General features: G+C 43.9%; 20 protein-coding genes and 1 other annotated feature. Of the genes, 1 reads left to right on the forward strand and 19 read right to left on the reverse strand.

Annotation, left to right across the window (positions count from 1 at the left end):
• Positions 1-4 precede the first annotated feature (4 nt).
• From E7204_RS06965 to E7204_RS07035, 15 genes are all read right to left on the reverse strand, one after another.
• The gene (locus E7204_RS06965; protein ID WP_295183035.1) at positions 5-2,662 is read right to left on the reverse strand and encodes a valine--tRNA ligase; all 2,658 of its coding nucleotides are present in this window, start codon (positions 2,660-2,662) and stop codon (positions 5-7) included.
• Between the two features lie 41 nt (positions 2,663-2,703).
• Positions 2,704-2,927, reverse strand: a binding site (T-box leader).
• A gap of 123 nt (positions 2,928-3,050) precedes the next feature.
• Positions 3,051-3,974 (reverse strand): twin-arginine translocase subunit TatC, encoded by a 924-nt coding sequence (tatC, locus tag E7204_RS06970; protein ID WP_295183037.1) that lies wholly within the window; start codon positions 3,972-3,974, stop codon positions 3,051-3,053.
• Positions 3,975-3,977: 3 nt separating this feature from the next.
• A complete protein-coding gene (locus E7204_RS06975) occupies positions 3,978-4,949 on the reverse strand; it encodes a polyprenyl synthetase family protein (RefSeq protein ID WP_295183039.1) in 972 nt (323 codons plus the stop codon).
• Entirely contained in the window at positions 4,946-5,641 is a 696-nt protein-coding gene (gene yihA, locus E7204_RS06980; RefSeq protein WP_295183041.1) for a ribosome biogenesis GTP-binding protein YihA/YsxC, read from the reverse strand. Before yihA ends, E7204_RS06975 begins: the two co-directional genes overlap by 4 nt.
• The gene (lon, locus tag E7204_RS06985; protein WP_295183043.1) at positions 5,638-7,950 is read right to left on the reverse strand and encodes an endopeptidase La; all 2,313 of its coding nucleotides are present in this window, start codon (positions 7,948-7,950) and stop codon (positions 5,638-5,640) included. The genes yihA and lon overlap by 4 nt, the downstream gene beginning before the upstream one ends.
• A 73-nt stretch (positions 7,951-8,023) precedes the next feature.
• Positions 8,024-9,274, reverse strand: coding sequence for an ATP-dependent Clp protease ATP-binding subunit ClpX (gene clpX, locus E7204_RS06990; protein ID WP_021841714.1), 1,251 nt, complete (start codon positions 9,272-9,274; stop codon positions 8,024-8,026).
• 15 nt (positions 9,275-9,289) lie between these two features.
• A complete protein-coding gene (clpP, locus tag E7204_RS06995; protein WP_127059188.1) occupies positions 9,290-9,883 on the reverse strand; it encodes an ATP-dependent Clp endopeptidase proteolytic subunit ClpP in 594 nt (197 codons plus the stop codon).
• A gap of 44 nt (positions 9,884-9,927) precedes the next feature.
• Positions 9,928-11,235, reverse strand: coding sequence for a trigger factor (tig, locus tag E7204_RS07000; RefSeq protein WP_295183046.1), 1,308 nt, complete (start codon positions 11,233-11,235; stop codon positions 9,928-9,930).
• A 121-nt stretch (positions 11,236-11,356) separates the two neighbouring features.
• Positions 11,357-11,812 carry a CBS domain-containing protein gene (locus E7204_RS07005; protein WP_021841717.1) on the reverse strand — a complete coding sequence of 152 codons (456 nt, stop codon included), beginning with the start codon at positions 11,810-11,812 and terminating at the stop codon, positions 11,357-11,359.
• A gap of 216 nt (positions 11,813-12,028) precedes the next feature.
• Complete coding sequence (locus tag E7204_RS07010; RefSeq protein WP_295183049.1) at positions 12,029-12,958, reverse strand: hypothetical protein; 930 nt, start codon at positions 12,956-12,958, stop codon at positions 12,029-12,031.
• Positions 12,959-12,980: 22 nt separating this feature from the next.
• A complete protein-coding gene (rlmH, locus tag E7204_RS07015) occupies positions 12,981-13,457 on the reverse strand; it encodes a 23S rRNA (pseudouridine(1915)-N(3))-methyltransferase RlmH (protein WP_021841719.1) in 477 nt (158 codons plus the stop codon).
• 33 nt (positions 13,458-13,490) lie between these two features.
• Entirely contained in the window at positions 13,491-14,612 is a 1,122-nt protein-coding gene (locus E7204_RS07020; RefSeq protein WP_295183051.1) for a trypsin-like peptidase domain-containing protein, read from the reverse strand.
• A gap of 26 nt (positions 14,613-14,638) precedes the next feature.
• Positions 14,639-15,508 (reverse strand): MBL fold metallo-hydrolase, encoded by an 870-nt coding sequence (locus E7204_RS07025; protein WP_295183053.1) that lies wholly within the window; start codon positions 15,506-15,508, stop codon positions 14,639-14,641.
• Between the two features lie 108 nt (positions 15,509-15,616).
• Complete coding sequence (larE, locus tag E7204_RS07030; protein ID WP_295183055.1) at positions 15,617-16,450, reverse strand: ATP-dependent sacrificial sulfur transferase LarE; 834 nt, start codon at positions 16,448-16,450, stop codon at positions 15,617-15,619.
• 99 nt (positions 16,451-16,549) lie between these two features.
• Positions 16,550-17,677, reverse strand: coding sequence for a RuBisCO large subunit C-terminal-like domain-containing protein (locus E7204_RS07035; RefSeq protein ID WP_295183091.1), 1,128 nt, complete (start codon positions 17,675-17,677; stop codon positions 16,550-16,552).
• Between the two features lie 245 nt (positions 17,678-17,922).
• On the opposite strand from E7204_RS07035, the gene E7204_RS07040 reads away from it, so the two are divergent.
• Complete coding sequence (locus tag E7204_RS07040; protein ID WP_295183057.1) at positions 17,923-19,089, forward strand: aminotransferase class I/II-fold pyridoxal phosphate-dependent enzyme; 1,167 nt, start codon at positions 17,923-17,925, stop codon at positions 19,087-19,089.
• Positions 19,090-19,205: 116 nt separating this feature from the next.
• On the opposite strand, the gene E7204_RS07045 is transcribed toward E7204_RS07040, so the two are convergent.
• The 4 genes from E7204_RS07045 to E7204_RS07060 form a co-directional block, all read right to left on the reverse strand.
• Entirely contained in the window at positions 19,206-20,960 is a 1,755-nt protein-coding gene (locus E7204_RS07045; protein WP_295183059.1) for a YadA-like family protein, read from the reverse strand.
• Between the two features lie 137 nt (positions 20,961-21,097).
• On the reverse strand, positions 21,098-21,517 hold the full coding sequence (locus E7204_RS07050) for a flavodoxin (protein ID WP_295183061.1): 420 nt from the start codon (positions 21,515-21,517) through the stop codon (positions 21,098-21,100).
• Between the two features lie 14 nt (positions 21,518-21,531).
• Positions 21,532-22,101 carry a DUF3793 family protein gene (locus E7204_RS07055; protein WP_295183063.1) on the reverse strand — a complete coding sequence of 190 codons (570 nt, stop codon included), beginning with the start codon at positions 22,099-22,101 and terminating at the stop codon, positions 21,532-21,534.
• Positions 22,102-22,623: 522 nt separating this feature from the next.
• A complete protein-coding gene (locus tag E7204_RS07060; RefSeq protein ID WP_295183065.1) occupies positions 22,624-23,001 on the reverse strand; it encodes a thioesterase family protein in 378 nt (125 codons plus the stop codon).
• Positions 23,002-23,337: the final 336 nt, after the last annotated feature.

A 23,337-nucleotide genomic window follows, 5' to 3' on the forward strand; every position in this document is an offset into this window, starting at 1 on the left:
CCTCCTATAAGGTTTTAAGAAATTCTTCACGTTCAATAACAGCTTGTTGTTTTTGCTGATATTCAGCCAATTTGGCTTGTTCTTTTGCAACTACATCTGCCGGAGCCTTGGCCACGAAGCCCGGATTACCTAATTTACCTTCTAAACGAGCAATTTCTTTCTTAAGTGTTTCTTTTTCTTTCGTCAAACGTTCCCGTTCTTTGGTTACGTCGATTAAGTCTTTGAGTAAGAGATATACTTCAAGACCATTAACTACCGTTACGGTAGCATTTTCAGGTTTCGCATCATCGGCACCCAAAATAGTTACCGATTCAGCCCAGCCCAAAGTCTTAAAGTAATCCTGATGTTCGCTTACCATGGTGCGTAGCGATTCATCAGTGACAGCTAAAATAACGGCGCTGCGTTTACCCATTGGTACATTCATTTCGGCACGCATATTACGAATCCCTTTAATGCCATCCATCATGATGTTCATTTGCGCAGCGGCGGTGCTCTGATCACCGAACGGTAAAGCCGTTGGCCATGGAGCCACTACGATGCTTTCCCCTTCATGAGGGAGATGCTGCCAGATGTGTTCTGTAACAAATGGCATAAACGGATGCAATAATTCGAGCATATGACGCAAAATAGTTACCAATAAGTATTGAACTACCGCACGGTCACGACCGCCTTCTTTATTATAAAGACGCGGCTTAGCCAATTCGATAAACCAATCGCAATAGCTGTTCCAAATAAAATCATAAACACCGGCAGCTGCTTCACCTAACTCAAATTTATCGAGATTATTGGTGATGGTGGCCACAGCAGTATTGTAGGTATCAATAATCCAGCGATCTGCCAACGTAAAGTCTTCTTCACTAGGAACAAACTCAGGATCGTAATTATCTAAGTTCATTATAACAAATTTTGCGGCATTCCAAATCTTATTTGCAAAATTTCGATTAGCTTCTACGCGTTCCATGTAAAAACGCATATCATTACCCGGTGTATTGCCCGTTACCAATGTAAAGCGAAGAGCATCGGCACCGTATTCGTTGATAACATCAAGCGGATTGATACCGTTGCCCAAAGATTTACTCATTTTACGGCCTTGGCTGTCGCGTACGAGGCCATGAATGAATACATGTTTGAACGGAATTTCTTTTTCAAATTCAAGACCCATAAAAATCATGCGGGCAACCCAGAAGAAAATAATGTCATAACCGGTTACCATTACACTGGTCGGATACCAATGAGCCAATTCCTTGGTCTGTTCCGGCCAGCCCATAGTCGCAAACGGCCATAAAGCGGAGCTGAACCAAGTATCCAGTACGTCTTCTTCCTGATGAACATGACCGCCGCATTTAGGACATTCCGTAACATCGTCCTTAGATACAATCACTTCACCGCAATCATCGCAATACCAAGCAGGAATGCGATGGCCCCACCATAACTGACGGGAAATACACCAGTCACGGATGTTTTCCAACCAATTGGTGTACGTTTTCGTGAAACGTTCCGGTACGAATTCGATGTCTTTATCTTTAACAACTTTCAAAGCCGGTTCGGCAAGGGGTGCCATTTTTACAAACCACTGTTTCGATACGAGCGGTTCTACGATGGTGTTACAACGGGAGCAATGACCTACACTGTGTTCATGGTCTTCGATTTTGGCAAGGAGACCCTGTTCTTTAAGTTCGGCTACTACTTGTTTACGAGCGGCTTCACGGGTCATACCTTCAAAATGACCGGCTTCGCTGTTCATCGTCGCATCAAGATTCATAACTACGATAGATTCGAGGTTATGACGTTGACCCATTTCAAAGTCGTTAGGGTCATGAGCCGGTGTAATTTTTACACAACCTGTACCAAAGCTTGGATCTACATAATCATCGGCAATAACCGGAATTTCACGATTTACGAATGGTAATAACAATGTTTTACCGATAATATCTTTATAACGATCATCTTCTGGGTTAACGGCTACGGCCACGTCACCGAACATCGTTTCCGGACGGGTTGTAGCAACCGTTACGAAGCGACCTTCTTCACCGACTACCGGATATTTGATGAACCATAAATGGCCTGCTTCATCACTGTGCTCAACTTCGATATCACTGAGAACGGTATGACAGCTTGGGCACCAGTTGGCAATACGTTCACCGCGATAAATAAGACCTTTTTCATATAAGCTTACGAATACTTCGCGAACAGCTTTATAGTAGCCTTCGTCCAAGGTAAAGCGTTCACGGGTCCAGTCACAGGAAGCGCCTAAGCTGCGAATCTGTTTAACAATGGTGCTGCCATATTCTTCTTTCCATTGCCAAACGCGTTTAACGAACTCTTCACGACCAAGATCATAACGAGACTTACCTTCTGTTTCTTTAAGGTTCTGTTCTACTTTTACCTGCGTAGCAATACCGGCATGGTCGGTACCCGGCATCCAAAGCACATTGTAACCCTGCATACGTTTGAAACGAATCAAAATATCCTGCAAGGTATTGTCGAGCGCATGCCCCATATGAAGTTGTCCCGTTACATTAGGCGGTGGCAATACGATACTGAACGGCTTTTTACTTTCATCTACTTCTTCGTGGAAGTATCCCTGTTTTTCCCAAAATTCATACCAATTCTGCTCAATTTCCCCCGGATTATAGGTTGTTAAATTCTTGAACTCACTCATCTCAAGTTCCTCCTCTATGATATAAAAAAAGCCCTCTCGTCCATTAGGACGAAAGGGCTTAACTTCCGCGGTACCACCTAGATTATTGCCGTTGCAATCACTCATTACCTCTAACGGGGTTAACCGGACAAAACTACACACAATCCAAAGATTGCTTCATCAAGTCAGCTCAAAGGCTACCCTCTTCCTTTCACGTACGTTGCTCGCACCTTACCAACGCTCTCTGCCACGCTATGAGAAGATTTTTCCTTATCTCAGCTTTGTTATACAAATATCAATTAATACGGCTGTAATCATACGGTAATCAGGCCCTACCTGATATACGAGAATTTAAACAACTGTATCTCTACTCATAATATCTAAAAATGTCCAACCTGTCAATTTTTACTTACCGTTTCATCACCTTGGCTACCATCCAGAGACTTAGTTCATAAAGAATAATCATCGGCATGGCAATCATAGTCTGCGAAAACATATCCGGTGTCGGCGATATGAATCCTCCGATAACAAAGAACAGGAAGATAAAGATTTTTCGTTTGGAGCGCAAAAAATCCGACGTAATCAGATTCAGTTTGGCCAAAATAATCATAACAATAGGCAATTCGAATATGAATCCGAAAGGTAGCACAAAAGCTATGACAAAATCTAAGTATTGCCCGATAGAAAATAAGGGCTGCAATTCATCGGTGGCAAAACCAATGAAAAATTTAATGGCCACCGGTAATACCAAAGCATAAGAAAACACGATGCCAATAGCAAACAGCATAATCGCAAACGGTAAAAACCAATTGGTTAATTTTTTCTCTTGTTGTGTTAGTGCCGGAATAACAAAGACCCATATTTCATAGAGCCACACCGGTGAGGCTGCAATAACGCCGGCCACAAAAGCTACTTTCATATAGGTAAAAAAAGCTTCCGTCGGACGCATATAGTACAGTTTACCGGCCGGCGCCACAATCATGGCCAATATATCATCTACATAATAATAGGCGACACAAAAGCCCACCAAAATAGCGAGGACCGAAATAATTATCCGCTTACGCAGTTCACCCAGGTGACCTACTAAGGACATGGCTTTATTTTCAGCCATAATCTGCTCTTCCAGCGGTGTATACTGCGACTCAGTCGCAGCGAGATCAACAGTCGCTACATCACCAGATACAGCCTTCAACTCCTCAGCCGACGCTTCGTCATTTACTTCACCGCGGCGAATTCGTTCGGCTGCCTTTAGGCGTTCTTTTTGCGCCAAAACACTATTCAAGGAAGGCTTTCGTTTCGGGTCATTAAAATCACGTACCTGAAACGATTCCATATATTACACCTTTCTATCAGCCAATGAATCCAATACTTCATAAAGGACAGCTTTACCGGCAAAATCAGGCAAAGCCTCTAATGCTTCGTGGGCATCACGACGATAATCGGCTTCCAATGCTTCTGCATTGGCCACCCCGCCTTGAGCCGCCACATAAGCAATCAGTTCATCCGGCGCCTGACCGTCAGCAATAGCTTGCACGGCTTTAGTGACTTCCGCTTTATTAGCCTCGTTAATAACAGATAATAACGGATAGGTAATGAGACCTTCACGTAAGTCTTTGCCCACCGGTTTGCCCGTTGTTTCAGCAGTAGCAGCATAATCCATGATATCATCGGTAATCTGGAATGCCATGCCCAGGCCATGACCGTATTGTTTTACTAAACGAATTTCGGATTCCGACCATTTACCGAGAATGCCGCCCAATTCCAAACAAGCTTCTATAAAATCAGCCGTTTTCTTTTGGGTCTTCGTCAAATAACGTTCAATGCCCTGATCGAGACGATACACATCTTCCATCTGCATGAATTCCCCTTCCACCAAGGCGGAAATAATAAACGAGAAAACATGTAAACACGCTACCGAACCAATTTGTGCCACCACATCAAACGCTTTGGCAAATAAGTAGTCACCGCTTAAAATGGCTACCTTATTGCCCTTACTGCAATGAATGGCTTTGGCTCCACGGCGAACTGCAGCCTGATCGAGTACATCATCATGAATCAATGTGGCTAAATGCAGCATTTCTACAGCTGCGGCAATACGGACACGATCCGCTTCCGATGCTTCACCGGCACCGGCTATAAGCAGACATAACCGAGCCCTTAAGCGTTTACCGCCGGCCGCCGAAATGGGGCGAATTAAGCGGTTAAAATCTTCAGAACCGGTTTGCAAGGACTCCGCCAAATAGGCTTCCACTTTTACGAGGTCTGCTTTTACTTGTTCAATTAATGCCAGTTCTTTTTCCAAACTCATTCGTCGACCCCCACAATCACTTGATTAATACGCTTCAACAACAATTCACGGCCCGTATGCTTAAGCGAGCTGTACGGAATAGCCGGTGCTTCACAAGGGAAATTCTCCTTAATAAAGCGCATGTTTTGTTGTCGTTCCTTACTGTTTAATTTATCAACCTTCGTCACCACAATTTGTAACGGTACCCCGGCCTCACGAAGCCAATTGAAAGCTTCTTGATCGATTGGTAATTCCGGATGACGACCGTCTACCAACAAACAGAGCAACATCAGTCGTTCTGATTGTAAAATATAATCGGCAATAAAGGAAGACCATATATTTCGATTACTCTTATCAGTTTTTGCGTACCCATAACCCGGCAAATCCACCAAGAACCACTCATAACGGCGTTCTTCGGTTTCACTGATATCCTCTTTGGACGTAATTGTGAAAAAATTTATCGTCTTCGTTTTACCGGGCTGGCCGCTCACCAAGGCAAGGCCTCGGTGATTGCACAGCGAGTTAATCAAAGAAGATTTGCCCACATTGGAGCGGCCCAAGAAGGCCACTTCCACCGTATCCCCTTCCGGATATTGGTCGGAGCGTACGGCAGAAGCCACATATTTGGACGCAATAATACGAGGTCCTTGCGGCTCTTTACGGGTAAATACAGGTTTTGGTTGTCTTGGTGTGTTTTTCTTCTGCTTCATCATTTTACAAATGCTCTTGCTAACACTTCATCCATTGTTTTTACCGGCGTAATTTTAAGGCCTTCAATAACAGATGTCGGCATCTCTTCAAGGTCCTTAATATTGCCTTGCGGAATCAATACTTCTTTAATACCGTAGCGTAAAGCTGCTAATAATTTTTCTTTCAAACCGCCAATCGGCAAGACGCGACCGCGCAAAGTAATTTCGCCGGTCATAGCTAAATCGGAACGAACTTTACGGTTTGTTAAAGCCGATACAATAGCCAATGTCATGGTAATACCGGCGGACGGACCGTCTTTAGGGGTGGCCCCTTCCGGTAAATGTACATGTAAATCCATAGTTTTATGGAAGTCTGCCGGAATATCTAACTCCTTAGCATTATGACGGATGTAGGATAAGGCGGCTTGACCGGATTCCTGCATGACTTTACCGAGGCTGCCGGTTAAGGACAACTTACCGCTGCCGGGCATAGTGGTCGCTTCACAATGAAGTACGACACCGCCCACGGATGTCCAAGCAAGGCCGCAAACGAGGCCGACTTGAGCATTCTTCTCCCGTTCCTGTTCCAAATAGATTGGCGCCCCCAAATAGTTGGACAAGTTTTTAACGGTTACACGCGGTGTTGCTTCCGAACCGTTGATAATTTCAAAAGCCAATTTACGGAAAATCTTGGCAATCGTTTTTTCCAAAGTACGAACACCGGCTTCACGAGTATATTCAGAAATTACTTTGCGAAGTACCGCATCGGATAATTTCACATTATGACCGCTTAAACCGTTTTTCTTAATTTGTTTTGGCACTAAATAACGTTTAGCGATTTCCAATTTTTCATCTTCCATGTAGCTGGATAATTCAATCACTTCCATGCGGTCCATCAATGGTGCCGGAATATTGCCCGGTACATTAGCCGTGGTAATCCAGAATACATCGGAGAAATCAAATGGGATTTCAATAAAATGATCGCTGAACGTCTTGTTCTGCTCAGGGTCGAGCACTTCCAATAATGCGGACGAAGGATCGCCTTTATAATCGGATGCCAATTTGTCAATTTCATCCAACAAGAATACCGGGTTACGGGTGCCTGCATTCTTAAGGCCCTGAATCATACGGCCCGGCAAAGCACCGATATAGGTACGACGATGACCGCGGATTTCCGCTTCGTCACGAACGCCGCCCAAGGAAGCGCGGATAAATTTACGATTCATGGCTTTAGCAATAGACGTAGCCAAGGATGTTTTACCAACCCCCGGAGGTCCTACCAAGCAAAGAATAGAGCCACTCAGGGAATCGGATAATTTACGTACCGCCAAGAATTCCAAGATACGTTCCTTAACCTTTTTGAGGCCATAGTGATCATGGTCTAAAATCTTAGCTGCTTCACCGATATCGAGACGGTCTTCGCTTACTTTATCCCAAGGTAGGGATAATACCCAATCGAGGTAATTGCGCAAAATATTTGCTTCCGGCATCATGGACGGCATGCGGCTGTAACGACTGATTTCTTTTTCAATACGTTCACGCACTTCGTCGGATACATTAATTTTCTTAAGCTGTTCACGCAATTCTTCCGCTTCTTCATCAGGATCGGATTTATCGCCCAATTCATTGTGAATTACACGGATTTTTTCACGCAAGAAGTATTCTTTCTGCGCTTTTTCCATCTGCTGACGCACTTGGTTATTAATGGAGTTTTCCAAATCAGAGATTTGAAGTTCCATATTCAAGGCGCCTACAACCATATTTAAACGACGTAACACATTGAGTTCGCTCAAAAAGCTTTGGCGCGTAACGAGTTCCGTCTGTAAGAATTGTACAATTTGGTCAGCCGTTTCAGAGGCATCGGTGCGCTCCATAACACGGCGAATTTCATCTTCCGTAACAAGTTTGGTTTCTTCGGCCCATTTCAAGAAATTGGACTGAGCCAGACGACGATAGGCTTCAATTTCTACATGATCGTCATACTGGGAAACCAAAGTTTCCATAGTGGCGCGATAATATACGCCACTTTTATCTATATCAACCACTTTAGCGCGGGCAATACCTTCAACTAAAATGCGAACCAAGCCCCCCGGCAAGCGTAGCATTTGTTTGATTTTGACGATGGTCCCTACTTCGGCAATATCCTTTTGTGTCGGGTTCTCCACTTCGTCATCTAATTGAGCGGATACGGCGAGCAAACGCTCATTAGCCATGGCTTCTTCAACGGCCCGAATGGATTTGTCACGACCGATGTCCAGTCGAACTTCTACTTTTGGGAACACTACCATACCGCGTAACGGTACTAAAGGCAGCGAAAAATTCGTCTCACTCATATAGGCTCCTTTTCAAGTTTATATTTACAAAAAGAAACTCATTCCAAAGGAAATGAGTTTCTTAGACTTACAATTAATTCATGCCCTTTACGGCAGACTCATTCTTGAGTATAGGTTCAGCTGTGCCTTTCACAGCATCACGGGTAATGATACAGTCAGTAACACCCTTTTGCGAAGGAATATCATACATGACTTGCTTCATTACTTTCTCAATGATGGATCGTAATCCACGAGCTCCCGTATTACGCTTCATTGCTTCAGCCGCAATTTCCTCTAAAGCATCTTTCTCAAACGTTAAGGATACATCTTCCAAAGAGAGCATCTTTTCGTATTGTTTCGTTAATGCATTGCGAGGCTCTGTTAAAATGCGAATTAAGCCTTCCTTATCTAAAGGATCGAGCGTTACCATTACAGGCAAACGTCCGATAAATTCAGGAATCAGGCCAAATTTCTGCAAATCTTCCGGAACAACTTCCTTCAAAATAGCAGATACGTCTTTTTCTTCCTGTTTTTGAATATCGGCACCAAATCCTAATGTCTTCTTAGCCGTGCGTTTAGAAATAACCTTTTCGAGGCCATCAAATGCACCGCCGCAAATGAACAAGATATTCGTGGTGTCAATTTGGATTAATTCTTGGTGCGGATGTTTACGCCCACCTTGAGGTGGCACAGATGCAACCGTACCTTCCAATATTTTTAGCAATGCCTGCTGCACACCTTCACCGGATACATCGCGAGTGATGGACGGATTTTCAGATTTACGAGCAATCTTGTCAATCTCATCGATATACACAATGCCGCGCTCTGCTTTGGCCACATCATAATCAGCAGCCTGAATGAGTTTAAGCAAAATGTTCTCTACATCTTCACCTACATAACCGGCTTCGGTTAAGCTGGTAGCGTCAGCAATGGCGAACGGAACTTCCAGCATTTTTGCCAGAGTCTGTGCCAATAACGTCTTACCGCTACCGGTTGGTCCGATAAACAACACATTGGCTTTCTGTAATTCTACATCATCCACCGTATTATTTACCTGCAACCGTTTATAGTGATTATAAACAGCAACGGCCAGGGAGACTTTAGCAGCCTCCTGACCAATTACATATTCATCTAAATAAGCCTTAATTTCATGAGGCGTAGGTACATGCTTTAATGAAAACCCTGCTTCATCACTATGACCGAGTTCCTCATCAATAATATTCTGACAAACTTCTACGCATTCGTCACAAATATATACATTAGGACCTGCCACTAATTTACGAACTTCGTCGCCGGTGCGCCCGCAGAAGCTACAACGCAACGTTTCTTTTTCGTCTTTTTTCAAGCTGAGTCCTCCTAATTACTTGTCTGTTGCTACAGGACGAGTCAATACCTCATCAATTAAACCGTATTTCACAGCATCTTCGGCACTCATGAAGTTGTCGCGATCCGTATCACGGGCGATAACATCAATCGGCTGCCCACTGTGAGATGCCAATAAGCCATTCAATTCTTCACGCATGCGCAAAATTTCACGAGCATGAATTTCAATTTCAGAAGCCTGACCTTGTACGCCGCCAAGCGGTTGGTGAATCATCACGCGGGCATGAGGCAATGCATAACGCTTACCTTTAGCACCGGCGGTTAATAATACAGCACCCATGCTGGCTGCAGAACCTACACAAATGGTAGATACATCCGGCTTAATATATTGCATTGTATCATAAATCGCCATGCCGGCAGTTACTACACCACCGGGGCTGTTAATGTACAAATGAATGTCTTTATCAGGGTCTTCCGCTTCCAAGAACAGTAATTGTGCAATAACAAGGTTAGCCACATCATCATTAATAGGACCGCCCAAGAAGACAATTCTGTCTTTTAACAAACGAGAATAAATATCATAGGAACGTTCGCCACGTCCGCTTTGTTCTACAACGATTGGTACATACATAAAATTTTTACCTCATGGGTCCATGTACCTATATAGCCCGTGGATTATTTATCCTGGGATTCTGCGCCTTTAGCCTGTTCGATGATTAAACGAGCGGCTTTTTTACGAGCTACAGAATTTCTCAACATAGCTACACGGCCTTCTTTAACAATAATATTCATAACTTCTTTAGGATCTGCCCCGAATTGTTGAGCCATCATGTAGATTTCCATGTTCATATCTTCAGGTTTTACTTCTACATTTTCAGCTTTAGCAATTGCTTCCAATACTAAATCGGCGCGAACGTTTTCAGCTGCATTAGCTTTGTATTCTTCGCGAAGGCTTTCCATAGTTTTGTTGGAGAATTTCAAATAGTCTTCCAATTTCAAGCCACGGCCTTCCAAATTCATAGCCATTTCTTGAATCATCTGTTCAACGCGATCGTCTACCATGATTTCAGGAATATCTACGGATGCATTTTTAACTGCCTGTTCAATAATAGCAGCATTGTAAGCATCGATAGCACGATGTGCAGCGTCTTCTTCCATGTTTTTGCGAAGATCAGCTTTTAATTCTTCCATAGTTTCATAAGAGCTGGCTTCTTTAGCGAATTCGTCGTTCAATTCAGGCAATTCTTTGCGTTTAATGTCGTGAACATGAACTTTGAATACAGCTTCTTTGTTAGCCAATTCTTTTACAAAGTAATCTTCAGGGAAGGTTACTTTAACTTCTACATCATCGCCGGCTGCATGACCAATCAATTGATCTTCAAAACCCGGGATGAAGCTGCCGGAACCGATTTGAAGCGGGTAGGATTTACCTTCGCCACCGTCAAAAGGTTTACCGTCGATAGAACCGGCAAAATCGATAACAGCAAAGTCATCTTTCTGTAATTTAGCATCTGCATCAGATACTACCATTTTAGCTTGCTGGTTGCGGATATTATCTAACTGTTCCTGAATCTGTTCATCAGTTACCGTAGCATCCTGTTTTTCAGCTTCAAGGCCTTTGTATTCGCCAAGAGTAACTTCAGGGCGTTTAGTAAGAGTTGCTTTGAACACTAAATCTTTACCTTCTTCAAACGTTACGCGTTCGATTTCAGGTTCACTTACAGGAATGATTTCATTAGCAGTCAAAGCTTCTTGGTAAGCGCGACCGGCAATTACGTCAAAAGCTTCTTCCAAAATAGCTTCTTTGCCGAAGTTCATTTCTAAAATACGGCGAGGTGCTTTACCTTTACGGAAGCCCGGAATATTTACCTGGCCGGCAATGCGTTTTACAGCTTGCTGAATACCTTTGGTTACGTCTTTAGCAGGTACTTCGATTGTTAAGGTTACCTTATGTTGATCAACAGGGGTTACAGTTGCATTCATGAAAATATGTCCTCCTTGAGGGCTAAATGCCCAAAATTTCTGTTTTATAATATTGCATTCCTTATCTTATCATAAAATTTGAATGTATGCAATTTTATGTGATAAAAGTAGCGATTTTATTTTAATTTTCTTTCGCAATCAATTCCATTACGTCGCGGCGACTGAACACGCCCACTACCGTATTAGTTTCATCAACTACCGGCACGGTCTTCAAATGTTTTTCCAGCATAGTGGCCACTACACCTTCCACTTCATCTTTTGGCGAGCACGTAATAACTTCGGTAGTCATTAATTCTTCTACATGAGCGGCCAAGAGTTTCTTGAACTGAGCGTTATATTCGCCAATGCCACTGTAATAGATGCTGGCACCCAAAACATTGACATAGTGCGGTGCATGAGGGCGAATCTTTTTATAAAGTAAATCCCCTTCTGTGATGATGCCGATTAATTTATTATCTTCATCCACTACGGTCAAAGCGGCTACCTGATATTTAACAAGCAACTTTGCTGCTTCATTGATTGACAACTCTTTACTGATTGTTGCGGGATATTTGTTCATAGCTTCAGCGATTAACATAGGATTACCTCCCTCACTACAAAATTTACTATTAGTGCTGAATGTAAAAGCATCAAATTCTAAGTCTGATTGTAAAAACTTTAAATCATTTAATTTCAAACCCTTTAATTCTGCACTAATCGCAATTACAACTTATATATATATATCTTTGACAATATAGTCGTAAAATCCTGCTATATAATTTATTTTTATCTTTATTTAGTGAAAAACAAGTGTTTATTTTAGTACAAAATAAGCAATCACTGCCAACACAATGACGGTAAATACAATGACAACCTGCCAACCGCGACGATTGCCGCCTTCACCGCCTTCGTCAACGCCGATTAAATTGCCCTCCTCATCATAACGATTGCGGTACTGTCCTTCCAAGTCGTCATAGTCTCTTACATCTTCCACCTGTTTCTTATAGCGTCGCGCCGCAACCTGCCTGGCACGCTCCTGCACATCAAGTTCCATCTGACTTACTTGAAGTGTGGTAAGATCCTTTTTCAAAGATTCCAAAAGGCCGCTGATGAATACGAGACGCCCTTCCAAAATTTTGTTTACATCAAACGATCGTTGGAGCCATGACTGGTAAGCTACCTTCAATACCTTATGATTTACATCTCCCGCTGTACCTTCGGTTTTGATGAGACTCGCCGTTTTGCTTTCACTCGCCAAGGCGTCCAAAAAGGTCTGCGCATAGCGACTGAACTCAACCAATAACTTCGTCAAATCGCCGCTTTGCATGCCCAACTCTTCTTTGCGATGCATAATGTATTGTGGTGTAAAATTGCCTTTTTCCAACTTTTGAATGGACATAGCCGCATCAGCGTAGGCCCCTAAGGTTGAATTCACTATGCGGGTCGTATTCGCAACCTCTTCCAATGTTTTTTGCAAAAAATCATTCCGCTCTTTCAATTCCGCCGCAACCGCTATCTGCATATCAAGGGCAGCTACAGCTTCGGCCAATACAGCGGCCTGTTGCTGTAATAAGGCCAAGTTATTGTGAATGATTGTCTGCGCCGTCTTAGCGGCATCAATATAGGTTTTATAAAATCCGTCACTGCCCTCGTTCTGTTGCACCTGCCAGAGCGTTTCCAGACTCGGCATGCCACTGAAATTGGCATTTGCTTCATTATTTGTTGTATCTACTTTATCTGTCACTCTATTACCTCCATCTGCTCCCTTACCAATGATAAGGTTCATGACGATTAATTTTACAAGCGCGGTAAATCTGTTCTACCAATAAGAGCCGCACCATTTGATGGGTAAAGGTCATGGGGCTGAAAGATAATCTTAAATCGGCTCGCGACCTAAGCCCTTCCGACACCCCAAAGGCACCACCGATGATAAAAGTCATTTCACTGATACCTTGTACTTCCAAGTCGGCAATCTTTTCCGCCAAGGCCTCCGACGACATGGTCTTGCCCTTCACGTCCAGTAAAACGACAAAGCTCTTCGGGTTTATTTGTTTGAGCAATCGTTCCCCTTCCTCCGCCACAATAGCCTGACGCTTGCTATCATCGGCACTGGGCAATTTACTTTCATTCAATTCCGTAATTGTCACACCGCCATACACCGTAAGGCGTTTCACAAATTCGGCTACCCCGTCGCGCAGATAAGCGGTTTTAAGCTTGCCTACGGCTAATACGGTAAATTTCATAAATCAGATTACACCTGCCTCCCCGTAATTTTATTAATTCGTTGAATCCGGCAATGTGCCAAGAGTAATGGATACCGTCTGTTCAGCACCATTGCTGAGCACCGTAAGATCCAACGATTCGCCCGGTTTATGATTATCTAAAATTTGTTTCAACTGCATTAAATTGGTAATAGATTTCTCACCTACCGCTGTGATGATATCACCTTCACTGATATCGCTGTTAGCGGCCGGTCCGTCGCTATAAATACGCGCTACCAATAAACCGTCTGTTTTAAGCTGTAAGCCGTATTTCGCCGCATTTTGTTTATCCAAAAGACCTAAACCTAAGTAAGCACGAACTACTTTACCTTTTTCAATCAGCTCTTTAACAATCGGTTTCACTTCATTGATAGGAATAGAGAAACCCATGCCTTCAATACCGGTCTGCGAGATTTTAGCACTGTTAATGCCGATAACGTCGCCATCTGCATTAACTAGGGCGCCACCGGAGTTCCCCGGATTAATGGCCGCATCCGTTTGAATCAGCGGGAATCGTTGCGATTCCATATTAATCGTACGATGCAAGGCACTGATAACACCGGCTGTAACAGTTCCCTGGAATTCTAAGCCCAACGGATTACCGATGGCAATCGCCGGTTCACCAACCTGCAATTGGTCGGAATCGCCCAAAGTAGCAACCGGCATATTTTCAGTCGGATTAATTTTAACGACTGCCAAGTCGGTCAACGGATCGACGCCCACAATGGTACCGGTTTGCGAAGAACCGTCACTTAAGGACACCGTAACCCGGCGATTATTCGCCTGCGCTACTACGTGATAGTTAGTAACGATATAGCCCGCTTTATCGATGATAACCCCGGAGCCTACGCCTTCACCAACCAATACTTGTTGGTCAAAAATATTACGATCATACACCTTAGTGGTAATACCTACCACAGCCGGTCCGGCCTTCTTAACCGCCGACACAATCGCCGTATTGCGATTATCGGAAAGAGGTACCGCTTTTTTAGTCCCATCGGCTGTGACCGCCGTAGTCTCCTGGGTGGTACTCTTGGTATTGCCTAAAAAGTCTCCCGCAAAATAACCACCTACAACGCCTGCAATAATAAGCACTATCGCTAACAGAATAAATAAGCCTCTTCTTTTGTTATCCATAATAAACCTCCTGACTTAAGAATCAGCTACGCACGGATTGTTACCATTTCTTTCGGTTGACCGTGAAAAATTGTTATATCCTGCTTCATTATAAGCCCTTCCGCCGTTAGCGCCGTCGTCACCGTATCGGTTACCACAGCTTGTTCGTTATTCTTTTCAGAACGATGAGCCATAACTACTTGCAAATGTTCCGGACGCTTCATCATGAGTAATGCTTGCGCCGCGTGTTCATTACTTAAATGGCCGTAAGGGCCGGCTACACGTTTTTTCAAATCAAAAGGATACGGTCCGTACTTGAGCATTTGCGGATCGTAATTCGCTTCTAAAACCAACAAATCACTTTCATCCATGTTTTTTAACATAGTGTCATCCACCAGTCCCGTATCGGTCATAAAGGTCAATTTATGCTTGCCGTTATAACAACTGAGCCCCATAGGGTCCGCCGCATCATGACTGGTGCGGAACGTCTCTATTTGTAAATCACCGATAGTGAAATTATTCTTCGTCAAAACGCAAAAGGCCTTGGTATCAAGATTCTTGCGATTTACGAGTTCGCGCATCGTCCCCGCTCTGGTATACACAGGCACATGGCACTGTTTGAGTAATTGCGGTAGCCCCGCCATGTGGTCGGTGTGCTCGTGGGTAATGCAGATAGCACTTAATTTATCGAGGCCTAAACCGACCGCTTTAAGACCGTTGGTGATGCGCCGGGCACTGATGCCGGCATCTACTAAAATTGTGGTATTTTTGTATGTTATAAGCGTTGCATTGCCTTGACTGCCACTGGCCAGCACATGTACGGCAAACGGAGCTTCCGAAGACTCTAAAGTTTCGTAAGCCGCCGCTATAGCACGGGCTCGATCCGTCATTGCATTTGTCACTTCTTTGCCTTCCAAAATAACTCCTTCTTACTTCTTACTTCTTACTTTTTACTTCTTAAAAATTTTTATATCTTCTTACTTTATAGCTTAATTTCGTTACTTTCGTTTCTTGCTCGGCTCGTATTACTGTTTCACTTCACGATTCAAATTCCCGCTCTTGAAGCTTTGTAAATCGACGCTCACATAGGTAAAACCAAATTCTTCAAAGGCTTTACGAATCGCCTCACGCCGTTCATCATCGGCAAAAATCTGAAAATCTTCACGACTTACTTCAATGCGTGCCATACCTTCATGGTATCGCACCCGCAAAGGACCGTCAATGAATTGATGCAAATACTTTTCGCCTTTTTCAATCATCGTCAACGCTTCGCCGGTAATCTCATGATTGTAAGGAATACGCGTAGCCAAGCATGGTGAACTTGGTTTATCCCATACTTCTAGGTCCCAAGCCTTCGCTACGGCGCGAATATCAGTCTTGGTAAAGCCGTTTTCCAACAAAGGGCTGCGAACGGTGCCAAGCTCTTCCAAAGCACGCATGCCGGGGCGATAGTCTTTTGTATCGTCCAAATTACCGCCGTCAAGAACACCGTTAATACCCTGTTCTTTCGCCCAGTCGATTAACTTCTGAAAACGATTCTTTTTACAATAGTAACAACGATCCGGATCGTTGCGCGTAAAATCGGGCATTTCCAATTCGTTAATTTCCACTACCGTATGCTTAATACCTATCGCCTTCGCAAAGCGTTTGGCATCTTCAATTTCTTTCTCCGGCAAGGTTGGCGAACTCACCGTAAATGCCTCAGCCTTATCGCCAAGGACCTTATGTGCTACAGCTGCTAAAAAAGTGCTGTCTACGCCGCCGGAAAATGCCACTACAGCGCTCCCCATGCGTTGTAAAGTAGCCTCCAAGGCAGACAGTTTAGTCTGCAATTCAGTATTCAACTCACTTGAACTCATTTTTTGTCTCTCTTTCTCTTTGTATAAAACAGTTGGTGCACATCATAAACAAACTGTACTCACACAGTTCAAGCTAAGATTCTGACACCGCCTGTAAATTTAACTGTGCTGAGCTAATAACTCAACAAAAGCCTTCATATTGGCCGCCAAATCGGGGCCGCGACGGAACATATCGCCACCGACTAAGAACATCGTATCGGGACCGTAAATATCCAGTAACTCCGGCAAACGTTTTTCCGTAACACCACCGCCCGGTGAAGGACACGTAGCTTTCAAACCTGCAATCGGATTCGTACAGTAGGCGGAAATACGTTGGCATTGCTGCGCCGTAAAGGTAAAACGACCGCCATAGGACACAAAAATCGACATATCGGAACCAAACAAACGTGGCAATAAGCCCATCCATAAATAATCGGCAATACCGGAAATTCCCGGTAAGGCAAAGCCGCCCATCATGGCCGGATGCGTAATAATCGGCAAACCTAATTCATCATCGGTAGCCAAACGATTGAGCCAACCGTAACCGACTAATGCTGGTGCCACCATTAACGCCGTAGCGCCCATGGCTTTTGCATAATGAGCTCGCTCCAACACCGCTTCACCGTCAGCCGATACATTGGCCGCATACAACGTATGATGCCCGGTTTGTGCATTTGTTTCAGCTACAGCGGCTGCACAACGCTTGATTCGCTCTTCAAACGTACAAAACGGTTGATTCGTAATGCCATGATCGTCTTTGATGACATCGGCCCCACCCTGCACATAGGCTCTGCACATGTCCGCCAGTTTGGCCGGTGACGTCCCCATCGGCTTAATAACCGCTTGTATCATAGCGCGCTTTGGCGTTTTCACCAATTCACGGATTCCCGCTAAACCAAATCGCGGGCCTTTAAAGTGCTCAATCAGCGATGGTGCAAGCTCAATGTCCACTACCCAAATATGGGGCTGCAAAGACGAATTACCGAACACCACATTCAAAAATTGAGTAGCTTCAAAAGCACTGCATTCCACACCATAGGAAATGCGAGCCAAATAATATTTGCCGTCACCGGTAGGTTCCAACGATTCAAGGCGCCCCACTATATCGCGTTTAATATCTTCATTAGTTACAAAATCATAAGGAAATTCAATGGTTTGTTCCACTTGTACACCCCAAGCAATGGCTTTCGCCTCTTCATAGCTTGGCGCTTCTATCTGATAGGTCACCACAAACCGCTCATTACACAAGGTCTCCATTTTTGCCTCCTTTTTACATACATCTCTAAAGTATTATTTTACTATAAATTGGCCATTTATTATAGATAATAATTCAATAAATTTCTATATATAGCCCTTCAATGTGACTAATCCTTCAACAAATTACTATTTGTTATAAGTATTTTATGATACACTATAAAAAGAGAAAAGAGAGCCTCAATGTGACACAGAAGATTTGCCTATCATATTGAGTCGTATTTAAGGAGGAACATACTATGAATTGGAACAATTACATCTCAAAAACAGCACGAGAATTGCCTGCTTCAGGCATTCGTAAAATTTGGGAGATGGCCTTAGCCATGGACAATGTGCTGTCATTAGGCGTTGGCGAACCGGACTATGCACCACCGCAGAAAGTACTGGACGCCGCTATCAAAAGCCTCGAAAATAAAGAAACAAGTTATACCAGTAACGCCGGCTTATTACCGCTTCGCACGGCCATTCGCAAATGGTACGGCAAGCGCTATGGCGTTGACTATACAGAAAACGAAATGATGCTCACCGTCGGCGCTAGCGAAGCCATCGATTTGGCTATGCGTGTATTACTCGACGAAGGGGACGAAGTCCTCATTCCGGACCCATCCTATGTAGCCTATGCGGCGGAAGTCAAACTAAATAAAGGCGTAGCTGTCATGGTGCCGACTCATTTGGAAGAAGGCTTCAAAATTACACCGGCTGCCATTGAAAAAGCGGTTACTCCTAAAACTAAAGTGTTACTCATGGGTTATCCAAGTAACCCGACCGGCGCCATTTTAACACGGGAAGAACTGGAAGGCATTGCGGAGGTTGTGAAAAAACATGACCTCATCGTTGTAAGTGATGAGATTTATTCCGAGTTGACCTATGGTCGCACTCATACGAGCATTGCCGCTTTACCGGGCATGAAAGAACGCACGCTTATTTTAAACGGTTTCTCCAAAGCTTACGCCATGACCGGATTACGTATCGGTTTTCTCTTGGCTCCTACGGAAATCATTGAGCAGGCCATCAAAATTCACCAGTACAGTATCGTGGCCCCGGCTACCCCGATTCAACATGCCGCTATTGTGGCGCTCAACGAATGCGACGACAGCGTAATTGCTATGCGTGAAGAATACGAAGCACGGCGCGATTTAATTGTTGCAGGCTTCCAAAAGATGGGCCTTCCCATCGCTGTACCGGAAGGTGCCTTCTATGTATTCCCTGATATTTCAAGTTGCGGTTTAAGCGACTTTGACTTCGCCGTTCAATTATTACAGCAGGAACATGTAGCCGTAGTACCGGGCTCTGCTTTCGGCGAATGCGGTAAAGGCCGCATCCGCTGCTCCTATGCATCATCTCGCGAAACCATTCAGGAAGCGCTAAATCGAATCGAACGATTCATTAACGGTTTGAAAAAATAAAATAAAGCAATAATGCGGTTTGAAGCAACTTATCTTCAAACCGCATTTTTATGTCCTAGGATATATTTTATTACAACCAAATTTTAAGCTTGTATTGCATATCCTTCCATATTTTTTTATTTACTCAAACTAGCCTTGAGGGCATCTAATTCTTGGCGTAGCTGAGCAATAATACTATCTTGCGCATTATCGCGCGCTTTTAAGGCCTCATTTTCAGCTTTCAAATTCTGCACAGTATCCAACAGATTAGAACGCGTTGTGCCATTGTTTACACCGGGCCCCACTTTAAGTGAGATACCAGCATTAACCATGCTACCGCTGCCGCCAAAAGTCGTCCCCACGCTAAACATAGTAATACCATTAGGTCGATAAAAAGCGCCTACAGCCATGGCATTGGCATCCTTGTAATTGCCAACCCCTGCAGCAAAATCCCATCTATATGCCGGATCATAATCCAGCGGGTGCAACGCTGCTAAGGCTGCCGCATGAGCCCCCACTTTATTGATTCGGTTATCCAACTGATTAACGCGCGTATTTACATTATCAACTCGATTATTTACACTTTCAACCTGACTATTTAATGTGTCAAGCTGAGTATCTACCGAATCTAAGCGACCATCCAACGTTGTCACACGGGTATCTAACAGCCCTACATGAGAAGTCAGTTCACCGGTTACTGTATTTAGCGTTCCCACTTGTGTGTTCAATGCGCCAACCTGTGTATTTATTTCACCGGTTAGTGTATTCAATACGCCTACTTGCGTATTCAGCGTACCAACCTGACCATTAAGAGCTGTTACTTTATCATCAGTAGCCTTCAGTTTTGTTTCCGTTGCCAGCCCTTTAGTTGCCGCTTCTAATTGCGCCACGTTAACCGCATCGGTAGCTTGAGAACCGGCAGCTACACCAATAATTTGACGTGTAACAGGCGCCGCATTGCCATCATCATCGACAGCATTTACATTCCCAATAGAAATTGCATTAGCCGTTGCTGTCCAGGCTGCACCGGTACGTTCGTCGGTTTTCAAATAGCCGTCTTGACCGGCTGTGCGATCCGCTACAGCGCCACTACCTAGAGCTACTGAATCAGTCAAAGTGGCTTCAGCACCATTACCTAAAGCTACTGAATTTTCCCCCGTTGCTACAGCCCCGATACCGATGGCGGCCGAACCTGTCGCCCCTTCCATCGTTGTACCACCTAAAGCGGCTAACGAGTTAGTGGCCTTAGCTTCAGAATGCTCACCCATAGCTACAGCCGATCGGCCGCTTGCCACTGACTCCTGACCAAAGGCCGTTGCCGCTTCGCCACTGGCTGTAGTTTTTTGACCAAAAGCAACCGAACTTTGTCCCGATGCAGTGCTCTCTGCCCCAAAAGCTGTTGACGCAATGCCTGAAGCAGTCGTGCTATAACCAAACGCTGTCGCTCTATCACCGGATGCGGTTGTTAAGTGTCCGAAGGCGGTGGCGGTCTCACCGGATGCCAAAGTTTTTTCACCAAAAGCAGTTGCTTTTACGCCGGTAGCCACCGACTTCAACCCGAACGCAGTAGCTAAATTATTGGCGGCTCGCGATTCGTTGCCCCAAGCCATGCCATACGAATAGGTTTGGCTTGTTGTAGTTGTATATTCTCCGGTCCAATTCTTGTCAACAGACATACCTGCCGATGTACCTTTGCCTAAAGCCGTATTATACCCTGTAGTTCTACTGCTTCCCGTGTTGGTTACATTCGCGTAACTCCCACCCCAATATAAATTATAATTGTCACTTGCCACTAAACTTCCCACCCATGCTGCCCCTGCAACACTTACACCACAAGTACAGGCAATCGCCGCCAATGCGGCCATCCCCTTTTTGAAAAATGAATAACCCATAATACTAATCCCCCTATAAACTAGTATCCTCTTACCTATATATGCTTAGAGGCTGTAATCTTACAATTACAGCCTCTAATATGTTTACACAACAAAATTTTGCTATGTACTATTTTAAGTTATTGTATATTCTAATTTTATGCTTCAGCCAAAGCTTTACCGCGTGCTTCGCAGTCTGCCAAAGCAGCATCATCAGGAGCACCGAAAACAGGTAAGTTATCAGCTACGATTTCAGCACCGGTTGCTTTTACGCGTTCAGCCCAATCTTCGAGCCAAGTACCGCCCCAACCATAGGAGCCGAAAAGAATTACTTTTTTGCCGGATAATTTAGGTTCCAAAGCTGTGTAGAATGGTTCGAATTCCATTTCTTCCAATTGTTCAGCACCCATATCGGCACAACCTAAAGCTAATTTGTCGAATGCAACTGCTTCATCAGCGGAAATTTCAGACACGGATTTAACGACTACTTCTTGACCTGCACCGGCAATACCTTTACCGATTGCTTCTGCCATTGCTTGTGTGTTACCTGTACCAGACCAATAAATTACACCAATCATGTGATTACCTCCTACTAGCATGCCGTTACGGCTACCAAAGACTCTAATTGTTTACCATTTAAAAGCTGGGTATGACAGTAATTTCTGCATGCCCGAAAACAGTGAAACGAATGCATGGCGGACATAGGATTGCCATAGACTTTCCATTCGCCGCAAAGCTTATAGCCCGCGCCTTTCATACGAATAAAAGAGCGTACATCGTGGAGTGGATAGCCCAAGAACAGACCGATTTCATGAGGAAAGTCCATCCGTTCTTCCAAACGACCTTTTAAGCGTTCAAACCACGTTTCCAAAGATTCTGTCGGCAAATAGCCGTAGAGTTTTAAAAACGCAGCATGTTCGGGACGACGTAAATATTCCTCTAACATTCGTTTGCGGAACACCAACAATAATCTTCGCCGATCGCAATGACACAGTTCATAAAAGAACAAACCGCGATCATTAAATTTCTCATTATACGCCGACAAAGCCGTTGTCAAATGCAAATCCATATCTCGTAGAATGGCCACAAGATTCGCCACCTTGATTCCCCGTATTGCCGGCGCACAATGATAACCGATAATAGAATCTATTTCGCTTACCATAGTTCACCCTGCCTCTCAATGTTTTCAGGAGAACACTTGCTCTCAAGGCTGTCATACTAGTAAATCCGGATTTATGAATAGTAGCTTTTACCAAGCTACTATGACTTGGTTTTAAAATAATTAAGCTAACTATCTTCTTAATTCATCATACAATCAAAGCGCTGTTCTGTCAATATAATTGACAGTTATTTTCAATTATGAAATTTAAGCAAAGAATCTATAGCTTTCACTTAAACGATAGTTATCGATGTGCACTAAAAGTCTGTAACCTTTGTAAAACAAAGAGGATGGGGTATCTTTATTGTATACCTCATCCTCTTTTAAAACGGTAGCCACAGCTACATCTCGGCTCCATTCGGACATTTTTATTGAGAAAATAATTCAATATTACAGAATTTATGTTTCGTTTTCAACACTAGCGCCATTATATTTCCAACACTAGCTCCACAATGCTTCCGGCACGGCGCTATTATGTTTCCGGCTCGACGTCATTATGTTTCCGGCACGTCACCATTAAACTTCCTATTTTAATTTACTCATGAACTTTTCATTGTTGATAACAAATCGTTCGTGCGTTCCCTTACCGATACAAGTATCACCTTCATAGGCAGCCACTTCATAGCTGATTTTACGGCCATCCACAGCTGTTACCTTCGCTTCCGCACGAATCTGCACCCCCAAAGCTGAGGCTTTATCATGGGAAATACTGAGCGAAATACCAACCGTACCGTCACCGTCCGGTAACTGTCCTTTTAAAGCCGCTACGGCCGCCTCTTCCATAAGGGCACACATTGCGGGCGTAGCAAATACTTCAAGAGCACCACTTTTCATAGTTTTGGCAATATTTTGCTCATTAACAACGACCGTTGCCTCACCTTTTAATCCCACTTCTATACTCATATAATATCCTCCTGTGCTTATACCTAATCACCATTAATACGTTTAATGTAATCTCCTACCGGCCAAATACTGCAGCTACTTCCAACCATTCAACTATGGCAATCTCAACCGGCGATTTGACTATTACATTATCTTCTAAAAACAGTATACTACATTTCAAGTGTGCCTGCTGAAAATTATTATTAAAATGCAAAAGGTCGCCCCTTTCGGGACGACCTTTGCAGCGAGTATAAAATTGTAACCTCATATGGCTCACCCTTATGCATCGCAATTAGCAGTAAACGATGTATACGGTTAGCACCATGACTGGGTTAATAACTAATTAAGTGTAAACGA

Origin of the sequence: Veillonella sp. (genome assembly GCF_015058545.1) — a bacterium.
Taxonomy (GTDB): domain Bacteria; phylum Bacillota; class Negativicutes; order Veillonellales; family Veillonellaceae; genus Veillonella_A.

Coding starts and splice junctions, on each gene's coding strand:
- rlmH (WP_021841719.1), bottom strand. CDS start 13,457: ATGAAATTTACCGTATTAGCCGTAGGCAAGCTTAAAACCGCTTATCTG.
- tig (WP_295183046.1), bottom strand. CDS start 11,235: ATGAATGCAACTGTAACCCCTGTTGATCAACATAAGGTAACCTTAACA.
- E7204_RS07050 (WP_295183061.1), bottom strand. CDS start 21,517: ATGATTGGTGTAATTTATTGGTCTGGTACAGGTAACACACAAGCAATG.
- larE (WP_295183055.1), bottom strand. CDS start 16,450: ATGAGTTCAAGTGAGTTGAATACTGAATTGCAGACTAAACTGTCTGCC.
- E7204_RS06975 (WP_295183039.1), bottom strand. CDS start 4,949: ATGAGTTTGGAAAAAGAACTGGCATTAATTGAACAAGTAAAAGCAGAC.
- E7204_RS07055 (WP_295183063.1), bottom strand. CDS start 22,101: ATGGTAAGCGAAATAGATTCTATTATCGGTTATCATTGTGCGCCGGCA.
- lon (WP_295183043.1), bottom strand. CDS start 7,950: ATGAGTGAGACGAATTTTTCGCTGCCTTTAGTACCGTTACGCGGTATG.
- E7204_RS07045 (WP_295183059.1), bottom strand. CDS start 20,960: ATGGGTTATTCATTTTTCAAAAAGGGGATGGCCGCATTGGCGGCGATT.
- E7204_RS07060 (WP_295183065.1), bottom strand. CDS start 23,001: ATGAGTATAGAAGTGGGATTAAAAGGTGAGGCAACGGTCGTTGTTAAT.
- E7204_RS06965 (WP_295183035.1), bottom strand. CDS start 2,662: ATGAGTGAGTTCAAGAATTTAACAACCTATAATCCGGGGGAAATTGAG.
- E7204_RS07005 (WP_021841717.1), bottom strand. CDS start 11,812: ATGTTAATCGCTGAAGCTATGAACAAATATCCCGCAACAATCAGTAAA.
- yihA (WP_295183041.1), bottom strand. CDS start 5,641: ATGATGAAGCAGAAGAAAAACACACCAAGACAACCAAAACCTGTATTT.
- E7204_RS07040 (WP_295183057.1), top strand. CDS start 17,923: ATGAATTGGAACAATTACATCTCAAAAACAGCACGAGAATTGCCTGCT.
- tatC (WP_295183037.1), bottom strand. CDS start 3,974: ATGGAATCGTTTCAGGTACGTGATTTTAATGACCCGAAACGAAAGCCT.
- clpP (WP_127059188.1), bottom strand. CDS start 9,883: ATGTATGTACCAATCGTTGTAGAACAAAGCGGACGTGGCGAACGTTCC.
- E7204_RS07020 (WP_295183051.1), bottom strand. CDS start 14,612: ATGGATAACAAAAGAAGAGGCTTATTTATTCTGTTAGCGATAGTGCTT.